This is a genomic window from Haladaptatus sp. CMAA 1909, from assembly GCF_043952005.1.
Taxonomy (GTDB): Archaea; Halobacteriota; Halobacteria; order Halobacteriales; family Haladaptataceae; genus Haladaptatus.
In genome coordinates this window covers 2,728,247-2,743,096 of record NZ_JBIOAV010000001.1, presented here as the reverse complement: position 1 = coordinate 2,743,096, position 14,850 = coordinate 2,728,247, and the positions used below count along the sequence as shown (strand labels likewise).

The 14,850-nt window shown below is 63.1% G+C and carries 12 protein-coding genes; 5 read left to right on the top strand and 7 right to left on the bottom strand.

Translation table 11 applies throughout. The features are described from left to right. Positions 1–16: 16 nt before the first annotated feature. Complete coding sequence (locus tag ACGYLY_RS14915; RefSeq protein ID WP_395291191.1) at positions 17–1,354, bottom strand: AI-2E family transporter; 1,338 nt, start codon at positions 1,352–1,354, stop codon at positions 17–19. 152 nt (positions 1,355–1,506) lie between these two features. Here ACGYLY_RS14915 and ACGYLY_RS14910 point away from each other — a divergent pair, with 152 nt between their 5' ends. Further along, a complete protein-coding gene (locus tag ACGYLY_RS14910) occupies positions 1,507–2,121 on the top strand; it encodes a universal stress protein (RefSeq protein WP_395291190.1) in 615 nt (204 codons plus the stop codon). Between the two features lie 19 nt (positions 2,122–2,140). Here the strand turns inward: ACGYLY_RS14910 and ACGYLY_RS14905 are convergent, their stop codons facing one another. Further along, positions 2,141–2,971, bottom strand: a complete 831-nt coding sequence (locus ACGYLY_RS14905) for an NAD+ synthase (RefSeq protein ID WP_395291189.1) — start codon at positions 2,969–2,971, stop codon at positions 2,141–2,143. 544 nt (positions 2,972–3,515) lie between these two features. Here ACGYLY_RS14905 and ACGYLY_RS14900 point away from each other — a divergent pair. The 3 genes from ACGYLY_RS14900 to ACGYLY_RS14890 all read left to right on the top strand — a co-directional run bounded on the left by ACGYLY_RS14900 (position 3,516) and on the right by ACGYLY_RS14890 (position 6,509). Then, on the top strand, positions 3,516–4,886 hold the full coding sequence (locus ACGYLY_RS14900) for an ammonium transporter (protein ID WP_395291188.1): 1,371 nt from the start codon (positions 3,516–3,518) through the stop codon (positions 4,884–4,886). Further along, complete coding sequence (locus ACGYLY_RS14895; protein ID WP_395291187.1) at positions 4,883–5,239, top strand: P-II family nitrogen regulator; 357 nt, start codon at positions 4,883–4,885, stop codon at positions 5,237–5,239. Before ACGYLY_RS14900 ends, ACGYLY_RS14895 begins: the two co-directional genes overlap by 4 nt. A 157-nt stretch (positions 5,240–5,396) precedes the next feature. Then, the gene (locus tag ACGYLY_RS14890) at positions 5,397–6,509 is read left to right on the top strand and encodes a M24 family metallopeptidase (protein ID WP_395291186.1); all 1,113 of its coding nucleotides are present in this window, start codon (positions 5,397–5,399) and stop codon (positions 6,507–6,509) included. 22 nt (positions 6,510–6,531) lie between these two features. On the opposite strand, the gene ACGYLY_RS14885 is transcribed toward ACGYLY_RS14890, so the two are convergent. From ACGYLY_RS14885 to ACGYLY_RS14875, 3 genes are all read right to left on the bottom strand, one after another. Beyond that, positions 6,532–6,891 carry a hypothetical protein gene (locus ACGYLY_RS14885; RefSeq protein ID WP_395291185.1) on the bottom strand — a complete coding sequence of 120 codons (360 nt, stop codon included), beginning with the start codon at positions 6,889–6,891 and terminating at the stop codon, positions 6,532–6,534. A 120-nt stretch (positions 6,892–7,011) separates the two neighbouring features. Next, positions 7,012–7,851: an ABC transporter ATP-binding protein gene (locus ACGYLY_RS14880; protein ID WP_395291184.1), complete on the bottom strand. Its 840-nt coding sequence runs from the start codon at positions 7,849–7,851 to the stop codon at positions 7,012–7,014. 112 nt (positions 7,852–7,963) lie between these two features. Continuing rightward, a complete protein-coding gene (locus ACGYLY_RS14875; RefSeq protein ID WP_395291183.1) occupies positions 7,964–9,091 on the bottom strand; it encodes a FecCD family ABC transporter permease in 1,128 nt (375 codons plus the stop codon). A 536-nt stretch (positions 9,092–9,627) separates the two neighbouring features. Between ACGYLY_RS14875 and ACGYLY_RS14870 the strand changes: the two genes are divergently transcribed. Continuing rightward, positions 9,628–10,773 carry a hypothetical protein gene (locus tag ACGYLY_RS14870; RefSeq protein WP_395291182.1) on the top strand — a complete coding sequence of 382 codons (1,146 nt, stop codon included), beginning with the start codon at positions 9,628–9,630 and terminating at the stop codon, positions 10,771–10,773. Here the strand turns inward: ACGYLY_RS14870 and ACGYLY_RS14865 are convergent. Both ACGYLY_RS14865 and ACGYLY_RS14860 read right to left on the bottom strand, forming a co-directional pair. Continuing rightward, positions 10,739–12,019 (bottom strand): TIGR00341 family protein, encoded by a 1,281-nt coding sequence (locus ACGYLY_RS14865; RefSeq protein ID WP_395291181.1) that lies wholly within the window; start codon positions 12,017–12,019, stop codon positions 10,739–10,741. The genes ACGYLY_RS14870 and ACGYLY_RS14865 overlap by 35 nt on opposite strands. Positions 12,020–12,072: 53 nt before the next feature. Beyond that, positions 12,073–14,847 (bottom strand): PAS domain S-box protein, encoded by a 2,775-nt coding sequence (locus ACGYLY_RS14860; RefSeq protein ID WP_395291180.1) that lies wholly within the window; start codon positions 14,845–14,847, stop codon positions 12,073–12,075. Between the last annotated feature and the right edge of the window lie 3 nt (positions 14,848–14,850).

The following is a 14,850-nucleotide window of genomic DNA, read 5'->3' as shown; positions in this document are numbered from 1 at the left end:
TCTAACGCTCGACGGCTCAGGGTGGAGGCGTGTCGTTCTCGTCGTCGCGGTCCGATTCTCCGTCGCTGGTTTCCTCTTCGAACGGTTCTGACTCCCCATCGGTCTGCGTTCCCGATTCCGGTTTCGTTTTCGACCGCTTTCGGCCTTTCTCCGCTCGTTCGTCCCCTTCTTCATCCCACTCATCCCCTTCTTCCGTCGCGTTTCGTTCTACCGCTTCGCCATCGTTTTCCGAGTCGTCCCCTCCGATGGCGTCCGTGGCCTCCCGTGTCTGAATCGGAGTTCCCTGCATCAAATCCGGGAGCACGATGCGGTTGAACTGGACGAGGAGGATGAGCAACAGCGGGCCGAAAAACAGGCCGTACCACCCGAACAGGAGCGGACCGAAGATGTACGCGAACAGCATCAGACCGACGTGAAGTTCGCGGCCCGTGATGTACGGACGGATGATGACTTCGGCCACGAGGTCGATGACGACGATGAACAGGGCGACGAACGCGGCGGGGAACCAGAGCGTCCTCGGTCCGATTTCGAACGACCGGACGACGAGGTACGCCGCGATGGGCACGTACACGAGTTTGGTCCCGACGATGGGAACGAGGCTTGCGACCCCAGTCAGCAACCCGAGGAGGGTCGGAAGCGGAACCGAGAGCCCCGGCGGCGCGAAGACGTTGGCGAGGTTGTACACCACGGCGGCGGCGAGGCCGACGACGAAGGCGTTGAGGATGTTCCCGAAGTAGACGGTCTGGAGACTTCGGTCCACCGCGGCGACGTAGGTGTACGCCGTGCTTCGTTCGCCACCGATGTCGCTGACGAACCACCGAACCAGTTTGTCGTCGTCCCGAAGCAGGTAGAAGGCGAACGCAAGCGCGACGAACAACTGGAGGAGCCCCGTACCGAACGCCGCTAGCACGTCCGCGGCGGTTCTGAGGAGTTCCGGGCCGCCGAGTCGCATGAACTCCCCTTGGCTCTGCTGGGCCAGTTCGAGGATTCGCCGGGGATGGACCGTTAGCGACGACAGGTCGAGGTAGGGTTGCAGAACGCCCTCGTAGCCCTTCAACGACTGTCCCGCGATCGTGGCGACTTCGACCGCGCTCACGGCGACCGCGTAGGAGACGAGAATCACGACGGGCAGCGCGACGGTTACGAGCGCCGCGGCCGCGGTCAACCCCGGATGGCCCAACCGGCGTTCCAATCGGTCGTATATCGGTCGCGTCGCGTAGTACATGAACAGCCCGAGGACGAACGTCCCCTCGAACGAATGGAACACGAACAGGACGACGACTCCGAGGACGAGGCCGACCACCCACCACGCGAGACGCGCCCGCTTCCGTAACAGCGCTATGTTCCCATCCATCGTTTCGTTGGGTCCCCACCCGATACTCCGTACGGTCGCCGTCGCTATAGCCGTCGGGGTCGGTCGAGTTCGAATCGAGGACCCGGTTCGAATCCGCGGATTCGAACCGGAAATCACCCCGACTTTTACCGACTCGCGTCCTACGTTCATCGATGTACGAACGTATTCTGGTTCCGGTCGACGGGGGGAGCGAAACGCGGGGGGCGGTGAGCCACGCGATCGACATCGCCGACAAGTACGACGCGACGGTGTACGTCCTCCACGTCGTCAGCCAACAGTTGGTCGGGGACGCGGCAGAACTCGAAGCGGATGGAAAGCACATCACCGACGACGCCGTCGAACGGGCGACCGAATACGGCGTCGATGTCGTCGGTGACGTGACGGACGGACGCCCCTCCGACCGTATCCTCGGCTACGCCGACGAACGGGACATCGACCTCATCGTGATGGGGACACACGGTCGAACCGGCGTGGGTCGGGTGCTCCTCGGAAGCGTCGCGGAGCGCGTCGCCCGTCACTCCGTCGTGCCCGTCCTCCTCGTTCGCTCTCCCGGCCTGCGGACCATCGACTCCGAGGAGGAGGTGATCGACATCGCCAAAGCCGCACTCGTCGACGAGGGGTGCGACGACGTGTCCGTTACGGAAACCCCGTATCGGGCGGCCAACACGTGGATCGTTCGTGCGGCGGCGGACGAGGAGACGTTCAACGTCCACGTTGACCCGGCGACGGGCGAGACGAGCGTGGCGAGCATCCAGCCACGGGAGTGACTGCTCTCCCCGTCCCTCCTCACTCGACGGATTCCCGGCCGGGCGTGGCAGGAAGACGCCGTTTGTGATGGGTCTCTAGGTGTTTGTTGAGGACCCCCCAGACCGTCTCTATCGGGATGTCGAGTTCCTCGGCGACGGTTTCGGCGCGGTAGCGACGGTCAACCACGTAGTGTAATACGGCGTCGATGCAGTCGTACGTCGCACCTAACTCCCCCTCGTCGGTCTGTTCGGCCCACAGCCCCGCCGTGGAGGGCTTTTCGACGATTCGGCACGGCAGTCCCATGTGACGGGCGAGCGCCCGAACCTCGGTCTTGTAGAGGTTCGCCAACGGAAGGAGGTCACACCCGCCGTCCCCGTACTTCGTGAAGTAGCCGAGGAGCCGTTCCGAACGGTTTCCGGTCCCGAGAACCAGCTTCGACCGCGTGTTCGCCGCGTAGTAGAGACAGGCCATGCGCAGTCGCGCGGTGGTGTTGCCGAGCGCACGAATCCGTTCGTCGCGTCCCTCGTCGCCGACCAGAAGGCGCTCGAAACACCGGATGAGCGGTTGGAGGTGAACTTCCTCGTAGTCGATGCCGAGCGCTTCGGCGACGGTCAGGGCGTCGTGGCTTCCCACCTCGGCGGTCTTGTTGCAGGGAAGCAACAACCCGAACACGCGGTCCGGACCGAGGGCATCGACCGCGAGCGCCGCCGTCAACGTGGAATCCACGCCGCCGCTCATCCCGACCACGACGCCGCTCGTTCCCGAGCGCTCCACGTACTCCTCGATGAACAGGGTGAGCTGTTGGTGTGTCGCCTCCAGATTCTTCTCGTCGGTCAGCAGCTCGGTCGGAGGGAGGTACGACGAAGTCACGTCCCTGTCACCCCGTTGTGCGGAACGTTCGCGTCCCTCACCGAGAACTGACGTGAACGCGGAAAACAATATCGGGGACTTTGCGCATTTTTTGGGACGTTTGTGGTTGTATTCACGTGATAACGAAACAATCTGGCACTATAAAACGCTTCTCGTGGGTTGATGCATACTTCTCGGATTGTGTTTTAGGTGTTTAATCATCGACTCGCTACAGTATGATCACTGTGCGCATCGACGCGCACCCCCCTCCAACTACTGTCTGGAATTTCCCATCTACGTTTGTTGACGAACGACCGGTTATCGCGTTTGCAAAAACGCATCTCTGGACACTTTACAACCTTAAACAGAATATATTTGATTGTAAACTGACCGTCCGTCAATAAGTACTGAGATAATCAGACATTTGTAAACGCTTAGGTTTATATTCTTATGAATCACGAGTCTATAGCGTGAGTTGGATTACAAACGCAGCGGAAACGGGTGAAAAGGTAAACGATTCGGTTATGATTGATTGTTCAAAACTGGTCGAGGAGCGTGGTGACTGATGGTCGATTTGAACACCATCGCGTCGGGCATCAACAGCGTGTGGGTGCTCACCGTCTCGTTCCTCATCTTCTTCATGCAGCCGGGCTTCGCCATGCTGGAGGCCGGACAGGTTCGCGCGAAGAACGTCGCCAATGTCCTGATGAAGAACATGATGGACTGGTGTCTCGGCGTCCTCATCTACTTCCTCGTCGGTTCGGGAATCGCGGCGGTCGCCGCCGGTCTCACCTCGTCCGGCGGGTTCTCGATGGCGGAGGCGTTCGCCTACATCAACGACCCGAGCGCGTGGGTCGGCTGGCTGTTCGGTGCGGTGTTCGCCATGACCGCCGCCACCATCGTCAGCGGTGCGGTCGCGGAACGGCTACACTTCAAAGCCTACCTGTTCTACTCCATCGCGCTGACGGCGGTCATCTACCCCGTCGTTCAGGGCTTCGCGTGGGGAGGCGGCCTGCTCTCCGCGGGCGGCTACCTCGGACAGGCGGTCGGGTCCACCTTCGGCATCGCCGCAGGCGTGGGATACATGGATTTCGCGGGAGCGACCGTGGTCCACATGCTCGGCGGCATCGCCGGACTCGTGGGCGCGTACATGGTCGGCCCACGTCGCGGTCGCTTCGATAAGGACGGCAACAGCGTGCCGATTCCCGGCCACTCGCTGACGCTCGTCATGCTCGGAACGTTCATCCTCGCGTTCGGTTGGTACGGCTTCAACGTCGGGACGCAGGCGAGCGTTCTCTCCGTGGAGAACGGTGCCCTCCAGTTCGCGGGTGCCACGCTCGGTCGCGTCGCGCTCAACACGACCCTCGGAATGGGTGCGGGCGCGGCCGCCGCCGCGCTGACGACGACGTACCTCGAAGGCAAACCGGACCCGCTGTTCACGGCCAACGGCCTCCTCGCGGGCCTCGTCGCCGTCACCGGCGCGGTCCCCCACGTTACGTGGTTCGGCGGCATCGCCCTCGGCGTCATCGCGGGCGTGCAGGTTCCGCTCGTCTACCGCTGGGTCGTCGACACGCTCAAAGTCGACGACGTGTGTGGCGTCTTCTGCGTCCACGGAAGCGCGGGTGCCATCGGTACGTGGCTCATTCCCGTGTTCGCCGTCTCGGGCTTCTCGCTCGCACAGTTCACCATGCAGACCGTCGGTATCCTGGTCATCACCGTTTGGACGCTCGTCACGTCCTACCTCATCTTCAAGCTCGCCGACGTGACCGTCGGCCTGCGTGTCGACGAAAAGGAAGAGCACACCGGACTCGACAGCTCCGAACACGGCATCGTGGCCTACCCCGAGTTCGTCGAATCGTTCGACGAGACCGGCGGCGGCTCACCGACGGGGACCGCGGACGGCCCCGCCATCGCTGACGGGGGTGAGAAAAGATGAGTGCCGATTCCGGAATCGAAATGGTCGTCGCCATCATCCGCCCCGCTCGACTGGAGAACGTCAAGCGGGCGTTGGTCGAAGCTGACGCGCCGAGTCTGACCGTCACGAACGTCTCCGGACGGGGCAGTCAGCCGGCGACGAAGAGTCAGTGGCGCGGCGAGGAGTACGTGGTCGACCTCCACCAGAAGGTCAAAATCGAGTGCGTCGTCGCCGACACCCCGGCCGAAGACGTCGTCGAGGCCATCCAGGAGGCCGCCTCGACGGGCGAACCCGGTGACGGGAAGATATTCGTTCTGCCCGTCAGCGACGCCTGTCAGGTCCGAACCGGTAAACGCGGACCGGATGCGGTCTGAACCGGTCGCCGTTCCGATGAATCACTTTTCGAACGCGTAACCTTGCCCGCTCTCCGCCCTTCGTTGCCGCTTTTTCAGTCTCGATTACCCATCGAACGTTCGCCGCCGAGGATACCGAAGAGTGAACTTTTACCACAGCGGCGACGACAATCGAACCATGCCCGACGCTTTCGCGGAGCGAACCCGTAGAAGTCAACAGCGATTGCAGGCGGCCGAGGCCGACGCGCTCGTCCTCTTCCCGAGTACGAACCTGTTCTACGTCTCCGGATTCGAGGAACATCCGGCCGAACGCCACCTCCTCCTGTTCGTCCCGAGTCGGGGGGACCCCGTCTTCATCGTCCCGGATATGTACGGGGAACAGATAGCCGAGGAGTCGTGGGTTCCGGACGTTCGAACGTGGAGCGACGGCGACGATCCGCTCTCCCTCGTGAACGACGTCGCCGACGAGTTCGACCTCCGCGGCGGCCGCATCCTCGTGGACGACACGATGTGGGCGCTGTTCACGCAGGACCTCCGGCGTGCGCTCCCCGACGCGACGTTCGGGCTGGCGAGCGAGGTGCTCGAACCGCTCCGAATGCGAAAGGACGGGACGGAAATCGAGGCCCTGCGGAGGGCCGGAGCGGTCGCGGACCGCGCCAGCGTCGAAGTCCGGGAACTCGGCGAGGAGGCCATCGGCATGACCGAAACCGAACTCGCGGCCGAAATCGAGTCCAGACTGGCCGACGCTGGCGGCGACGAACCCGCCTTCGGTACCATCGTTGGGTCCGGCCCGAACGGCGCGAAACCCCACCACGGCCACGGCGACCGGAAGATAGGGTACGGCGACCCAGTGGTCCTCGATTTCGGCGCGTACGTCGGCGACTATCCCGGCGACCAGACCCGGACCGTCGTGTTCGCCGGGGACCCACCGGACGAGTACGAGCAGGTTCATCAGGCAGTCCTCGAAGCCGAGGAATCGGGCGTCGAGGCCGTCGAACCCGGAGCGACCGCCGAGTCGGTGGACCGCGCCGCCCGCGAGGTCATCGAGTCCTACGGCTACGGCGAGGAGTTCATCCACCGGACGGGCCACGGCGTCGGCCTGGACGTCCACGAAGGGCCGTACATCGTCGAGGGCAACGACTTGGAACTCGAACCCGGTATGGTGTTCAGTGTCGAACCAGGAATCTACCTCCCCGGCGAGTTCGGCGTCCGTATCGAGGATTTGGTCGTCGTCACGGAGGACGGCTGTGAGCGCCTGAACGACTCGCCGCGGACGTGGCAGGCGCTCTGAAGTCGAAGAAAGTCGAGGAGAGTCACTCGTTTTCCCGGTAGTGCTGTGCGTACATCATCGCGAACACCCCGAAGAGCGGAACGAGGTTCGCCACCGTCCCGGTGAACTCGTCCATCGGAACGAGTTGGTACAGCGCGCGACTGATACCGCCGAGTACGAACAGGGAACCGGCGACGACCGATAGGGTACTGTCTGCTCCGTGGAAGTACAGTTCCTTGACGCCGAAGAGAACGAACATGGTCGGAAACGCCCACCAGACCACGGTCCCGAACGGTGGATAGAGCACCATCCCTCCGACGAGGACGGCGATTCCGACGACGAGTATCGCTAACCGGCCGAGGAGATGGTCGGCGAGTCGGTCCGCATACCTCACTGTGTTCATGAACTCGTATCGTCCTGTTATCTACCGATACTCTTCCCTCTGTTAAAAATGTACGTCAGCCAATCGGTCGTCGGAGGGGGACCTGCTTTGGTTAACTCCCGTGAACGCACCCGTACGAATTCAGAGCGGCTGCTGTGGGTTCACTATCGGCCCGTCGGGGCCGAGTCCGACCGTCGCCTCGACGCCGAACACGTCGGCGAGCAGTTCCTCGGTGACGACTTCGTCCGGCGGTCCCCAGTCGTACGGTTCGCCGTCGCGCAACGCGACGAGGTTGTCGGCGTAACGCGCGGCTTGCGAGATGTCGTGGAGGACGATGCCGATGGTCAAATCCTCCTCGCGGGCGAGGGTTTGGACAACTTCGAGGACGCGCAACTGGTGGCGCAAATCGAGATACGTCGTCGGTTCGTCGAGCAGGAGGACGTCGGTTTCCTGTGCCAGCACCATCGCAATCCACGCGAGTTGTCGCTGGCCGCCGCTGAGACTGTTCATCGCCTCGTCCCGCAGGTGAGTGACGCCGGCGCGTTCGAGGGCCGTTTCGACGGCTTGGTGGTCCTCGCTCGTCTTCGACTCGAAGAATCCGCGGTGCGGATAGCGTCCGTAGTACGCGAGTTCCTCGACGGTCAACCCGCCGGGCGACTCGTTCTCCTGCGAGAGGAGGCCCAACTTTCGTGCCAACTCCTTCGTTCCGAACGCCTGGATGTCCTCGCCGTCGAGTCGGACGGCACCGTTCTCCGGGTCGAGTTCCCGCGAGAGCGCCCTGAGCAGCGTCGATTTGCCGCTCCCGTTCGGGCCGACGAGCGCGGTGATTTCGCCCTTCGGGAGGACGATCGAGTCACACTCGACGATGATTCCCGAGTTCGGGTAGCCTATCGCCAACTCCTCGCCGAACAGTTCGCTGGCCCGTTTGCCCGTTTCGTCGCTCGTTTCCTCGTTCAGTTCGTCGTTCATTCCTGTACTCATTCTGATTCCTCCGGTTGATGTGCCCTACCGCCAGAAACTCGCACCACGGTCGCTCGTTCGCGTTCGAATCCTTTCCTCCCGTTGCCGGCCTCGATCACACCATCCAGCGTCATCAGAGTTCACCTACCTTTTGGCGCTTCCGCATGAGATAGAGGAAGTACGGCCCGCCGATCAGTCCGGTGACGATTCCCACTGGAATCTGTATCGGGTTGAGCGCGAGGCGAGCGCCCACGTCCGCGCTGACCACCAGCGCGGGTCCGGCGAACAGGCTTCCGACGAGGAGTTTCCGGTAGTCGCTGCCGACGATGTTCCGGACGACGTGCGGCACGATGAGGCCGACGAAGCCGACGATTCCGGCGACCGAAATCGCGGAACTGGCGGCGAGAATCGCCAACGTCGAGAGTGCAAACCGGATGCGTTCGACCGACATTCCGAGCGACCGGGCGGTTCGTTCGCCGAGCAGGAGGACGTTCAACTGCCGGGACGCCAACATCGCGAGCGGGAGTATCACCAGCGTCGGGAGGAGGATGATTCGTACTTGTTCCCACCCGGTTCCGGTGAGCGACCCCGTGGTCCACGAGAGGGCCGTCTGTACCACGCCGATGTCCTGTGCGAAGAAGAACAGACCGCGCTGCAACGACGAGCAAATGGTGCCGACGATGACGCCCGCGAGGACCAGACGAACGGGGCTCGTTCCGCCCTTCCACGCGATGATGTAGACGACGATGAACGCCGCGATACCTCCCACGGCAGCGAAAATCGGCAGGAAAACGGTGAGTCCGCTGAACACGACGAGGGTGAGGAGGACGGCCAACCCGGCCCCTTGACTGACGCCGAGAATGTACGGACTGGCAAGTTCGTTGCGCGTGACGGCCTGAAATATCGCCCCCGAGACGGCCAGGTTCGCGCCGACGAAGATACCGACGAACACTCGCGGCAAGCGGAGGCTCCAGATGACCGTCGTCGTATTGCTCAACGTCACGTTCGACGGGACTTCCGTGCCGAGCAGAAGCGCGCCGAGCACGTCCGGGTTCGTGACCACTTTCGGGTTGAAGACGGCGTGCCACGCCTGGGAGAGCGTCGTGGAGTACGCCCCGAAACTGACCTGCACGAGCGCCGAAATCACGACGATGGCGATACTGGCGAGGACGAGCATCGCCAGAGAGCCGTCCAGTCGTTTCCCTATCACCGTCTCGGTTTCCTTCGTCGTTCGTGTCGTTCCATCCTCGGTTTCTTCCATCGTACCCTCCGGCAGAGCGCTACTCGCCTCGCCGTTCGTCTTTGCTTTTAGGTCCCCCTAATATCCGATAAGAGCTTTGGTTCTCGCTCCGCTACTGCGATTTCCCTCCGTCTCTCCCTTTCGTCCCGTAATCCGGGTTTGTTTCACCGTCCATCGCTGGATCTCATATTTCAGCCGTCGTATCGGACGGTGATATGGGACGACGCGAGCGATGATGCCTACCGCACTCGCGTCGCACTGATTCGCGATTCGTACTTCGATTCGTGACTCGGTTCGCGGCTCGGCGTGCGAGCCCGAACGGGAGTTTACCATGAGAGCGGCGCTACAGCCGAGGAGCGTCCGTCGTCGCATCGCGAACGTCGACTCGTCTGCTACCACGCTCACGTTTTAGGCTAACCTAAACACACGTAAACGTTGCTATTTTTCGGTGCGCCTAAAAAATCCTCGATAATTTCAGCCGACACCCGTCGAACGTGACGGTTCACTTTCAAGTGCCCGTCCGTCGTACTCCGGCTTGGGAATGGGGAAACGACACGATGGGGAGAAACGACGACATCGGACAGCGACGGCTACCGCGTTCTCTGTCCGATAGACGACTCGAAACGATGGGGAGGAGACGGTTCATCACGACGCTGGCGGGTGCAGGGTTGGGATCCATGGCCGCCCTGCTCACCCCCGACGACGTACGGGCGGCCGGCGGGGACGAAGTACCGCTCGTGTACGGCCACGGTCCCGACTCGGAACCGCTGACCACGACGGTGCCGGCGGACTGGTTCGCGGACCTCCGTGCCGCATTCGACGCACACGAACGCTCCGGCGTGCTCTCGCGTCCCGGCGTCGTCGGGAGCGCCGTCGTTCCGGGGGAGTTCGGCGGCCGAAACGCCGCCCTCTCGGTGGACGTGACCGACGACGAAGCGACGGGAACCGTTCCCGAGCGCGTCGGCGACGTCGCCGTCGAAGTCAACCGGGTTCGGTCGGAAGCCGAAACGTGGAACGAGGGTTCGGACGGGCGTCCGTTCGACGGAAATCACATTCCGGGAAGCATCGAATGCGGTAGCAGGGACGCGTCCGCCACGCTCTGCCCGGCCATGTACGACGGTGAGACGCCGTTTTTCACCACGTCGAACCACCTCTACGGCGACGATGGGGGACGACACAGCGGCGAACCGTTCTTCGTCAAACGCCGCGACGGGTGGCGAAAGGTCGGCGAGGTGCGACGCGGCTACGCGCTCGACGATTTCGTTCGCATCGACCCGGTGAACGATGCGATCCCGATGAACTCCATCGACGGCGAGTCGCCCTCCACCGTCATGGGGCAGTTCACGCGCGCGGGCCTCGCTCATCTCAAAGCCCGCGGGTCGAAACTGAAGAAAATCGCCGTCGTCTCGGGCTACACGTCCGGTGTGATTCAGGCCATCGACGGAATGACGTGCGCGTACGGCACCGTCTGCAAACACGGCCAACTGAAGTGGGGGTCCCAGTCGTCGTTCACCGACGGCGACAGCGGAAGCGTCAGTTACCACTCGGACCTCGAAAACCCGGAGGACGGTCTCCTCGTGGCCGGCATCAACAACGCGCGGACGTGGTGGCCCGTCGAGGACTACATCTGGGGGACCGCCGCGTATCGAATCACGGCCGACTACGGGTTCACGTTCTCGCCGCCGACTGCTGACGTTCCGTGAACTCCAGTTCGACCACGGTTCTGCCGCCCAGTTTCACGGAGATTCGCTTTGCTATCTTCTTCGCCAGTCCTGCATACCGCTTGCCCGACGGGCGAGTCACGAGGACCGTTACGTGCTGTGTGTTGTCCACCAAACCCATGTCGTCGAACTCGACGTTCACCTTGATGAGGTCCAGTTCCTTGTACTGCTTTCCCTCCAAGAGCGTCTGTACCTCCCCGTTCGCCGTGTTCTCCGTGTGAACCTGCTGAGCCATCAGCGCCCCCGCACCCGCGAACGAAACGAGGAGGACGGCGACGGCGACGAGCGTCGGTGCGGCCTTGCGGAGGTTCGTCTCCGTCGTCGGGCGGTAGCCCAAAACCCACAGAACTCCGCTTCCGGCGGCGTTGATGGAGACGACGTTCACCACCAGCAGGACGAACGCGCCGAACGCGAGCACCGGCGGTCCCCACGCCAGTCCGACGCCGACGGCCGCCGCCGCGGGAATGAGCGCCGCGGCGATCATGACGCCGACGAGCGACACCGGCAGGGCGGTTGCGAGGCCCAACGCTCCCGCCCCTCCCGCACAGAGCCCCACCGCGAGCGAGAGGAATCCGGGCGAGGTACGCTGACTTATCTGGTTCACCGTCGCCACGTTGAGGGCTGGAGGGATGAACTGTGCCGATTTGAGCGCCCACCCGAAAATCGTCGCGCTGACGATGGCGACGGCGAGTCCGAGGACCTGCGACCACAGGCCGTCGCGTATCATGTCGCGGTCGTTCAACACGAGTCCGACGCTCGTCGTCATCGCCGACCCCACCTGCGGCGCGATGACCATCGACCCGACGACGAGCGCGGGCGAATCGAGCAACAACCCGGCGGTGGCGACGATGGCCGACAGCACGGTCATGGCGTAGTACGTCACCGGACTCGGGTTCATCCCGAGCGCCTTCGTTCGAATCTCCTCCGTCGCGATGCTGTCGTCCTCGTCGCGTCCTTTGACGAAGCGGTCCTCCAGTTCGTCGATGTTCGGCGTTCGGGCCGTTTCCAGACTTCCGACGACGGTGTATCCCTCCTCGTCCAACCCCGCATCCCTCAGGTCCGTGAGGACGACGTCCACCGCCTGCGTCGGGACCGGAAACTGGACGACCGCCGCGTCATCTCCGTTACCCTCCTCCCGCGTGAGAACGTAATCGATGTGCTCGTCGTCGAGCACGGCGAGAACCTCGCTCCGGCAGTCGTCCGGGACGAGGATTTGAATGAGACGCATGCCCCGACCATCCGACGCGGGGATGAAAACCCCTCCGGCCGAAAACCGGCGTCTTATCGGTCAAAAAACGTTTTCAGCAGTTTCGCCTCCGCGTGTCTGAGGTGCTGATGGAACGTCGGTGCCGACACGTCCAGCAACTCCGCCACCTCCTCGCCCGTGCTGTCCCGTGGCCATTCGAAGAACCCGGCGAGATAGGCCGTCTCCATCGCCGTCCGTTGCCGGTCGGTCAGGGACTCCGACAGTTGCATGCGGAACTCCGTCGCCGTCGGTTCCGGCTTCTCGCGTTCGCGTTGGGCGACGACCCGTCCCTTCGGCGCGATGTTCTTCACCGCCTCGACCGCCCCCCTGATGTTCGCGTCGGCCGGGAGTTCGACGGTGCCACGCGCACGTTCCTCGTTCGCTTCGACGTATCCGATGGCCCCTCCCCTATCCACGAGCGTCTTGACGAACGACGGTCCCTCGTAGGTCACTTCGAAGACGCACTCGTGGTCGCCTTCGCGGATGAGCCGCGTGTCGGTTATCCCGTCCGCTTTCGCGGTTCGTTCGAGGACGACCTCCGACGGCACGCCGGTGGCGGTGATGAAACAGTGAATCTCCCCGGTCGGCGACATCGTCGTCCCGTGAAGGGTGAACGTACATCCCAACTCCTGTGGGACGCGAACGAAGTAATGATCGGCGTCCGATATCTCCATCTCCACCTCGACCACGCAGTCCGAAGCCAACGCCTTCCTGCTCTCCATCGCGGCTATCGCCATCCCCATCGTCTCCCCGAGTTCCACGAGAACTTCCCGTTCCCTGTCATCGAAGGCGCCACCCCTGTTCGCGTGGACCGCGAGGACGCCGTAACAGGTTTCGTCGTACCGAATCGGGATGGCGGCCATCGACTGTACACCGCCGTCGAGCGTCGCTTCTCCCCACGCCTCGAAATCGGGGTCGATTTTCACGTCCTCGACGACCACCGCCCGTCCCGATGTCTGTGCCTGTTCGACCGGGCAGTTACACGTGTCCGCGGCCGTTTCCACCGCCTCCATATAGGTGGTGTCGCCCGCGTTCGCCACCGTGCGGACGGTTTCGGCGCTCACTTCGCTTTCGCCGACCCACGCGAATTCGTACGGCCCCGCCGCCGCCAACCGGTTCACGACCGTCTCCTCGATTTCCTCCCGACTCGTTGCCTGTACCAACGCTTGGTCCACGTCGCGGATGACCTCGTTGATGCGATTCAGTTCCACCAACTCGGCCCGCTGGGTGGAAAGGGTTTCCTCGCGTGTCGCCCGGTCGAGTGCGGACCGGACGTTCGTCGCCAAAATCTCGGCGAAATCCCTGACGTACTCGTCCAGTTCGGCCGCCGAGAGCGATCCCAACAGAAACACGCCGTGGTCGCTCAGCGGAATCACCATCTCCTGTTCGACCGAAACCGGCCGGTCGTAGGTCGTTCGCGCGTCTGTCGCGTCGTCGAACGTGGTCGCCTCTCCCGATTCGAACGCCGACCACGTGAGGCCCTCCCCGGCCTCGAAACGCGGCAGTTCGTCCAATAGTCGCTCCGTCGTCTCCGTCACCGCGACCGGCCGCAGTACGTCCTCCTCGTCGTTCGCGAGGTAGATGCCGGAGAGGGGGAGGTCCAACTCCTCGCCGGCGGCCTCCACCGCGATTTTGCAGATGTCGGCCTTCGTTTCTGCCGTCATGAGTTCGCGCGTCGCGGACCGCAGGTACGCGAGCGTCCGCTCGCGGCCCTTCCGCTCCGAGACGTCCTTGAAGATCCCGTGAATGACCCGTCGCCCGTCGAGTCGGGTCCGGTTCGCGCTGATCTCCACCGGAACCTCCTCCCCGTCCGACCGAACGACCGTGAGGTCGTCCCTGTTTCGCATTATTCCACCTTCCTCCGCGTGCCGTTCGAAGATTCGCCGATAGTGCGTCTGTCGCTCCCGTGGATGTAGCTCCCACTGACACATCCCGCAGATCTCGCTCCGTGGCCGCCCGAGGAGTTCCTCGGCCGCGGCGTTGGCATCGACTATCTTCCCCGTTTCCGCGTCGGCGACGAGAATGGCTTCCGGACTCGTCGCCACCAGCTTTCGATAGCGCTCACGTGACGCTTCGAGTTCCGTCTCCACCGTCTTGCGCTCGGAGATATCGCGGATGATTCCCGTTATCAACTCCTCGCCGCCGTCGGTCGCGTTCCGAAGCGAAAGCGTCACCGGAACCTCGTGGCCGTCGCTGTGTCGCGCTCTCGTCTCGAAATATTCCCAGTCGAGGCTTCGCTCATCCGTTTCGGAATACCGTCTCAATGCGGCTTCGTATAGCGACTCCAACCGCTCCGGAATCACGCGCTTCAACGGTTCTCCCGCTATCCCCTTCGAGTCGTAGCCGAGTACCCGCTCGAACCCGTCGTTGGCGTACCGAACCGTTCCCTCCGTGTCGATCGTCACGATGGCGTCCGGAACCCCTTCGAGAACCGCTTTGGCCCGTGAGAGCGCCTGTTCATTCCGATAGCCAGTTACGGCGCGTTCGATTTTGTGCGACAGAACCGTCCGGTCCTCGGGACCGATACAGTCGGTTACGTCCATCGCAAACGCTTCTGCTATCGTTTCATCGTCCTCCGTCACGACGAAGAACGGAAGACTCGAATCGCGTTCTCGCACCTCGCTCAGCACGGCGAGTGCATCACACCCGGGCAGTCCGTGCTCACAGACGATGCACTCCGCCGCTTCGAGGGCGTCGAGCGCCCGCTCGACGCTCGCCGCTTCCGCTGATATCCCCGGAAGTGAAACCCCACTCGTATCGCCGACGTGGAGGATACGCGGCGTTTCAGGGTATTCTTCATGAAGGGGCATGGA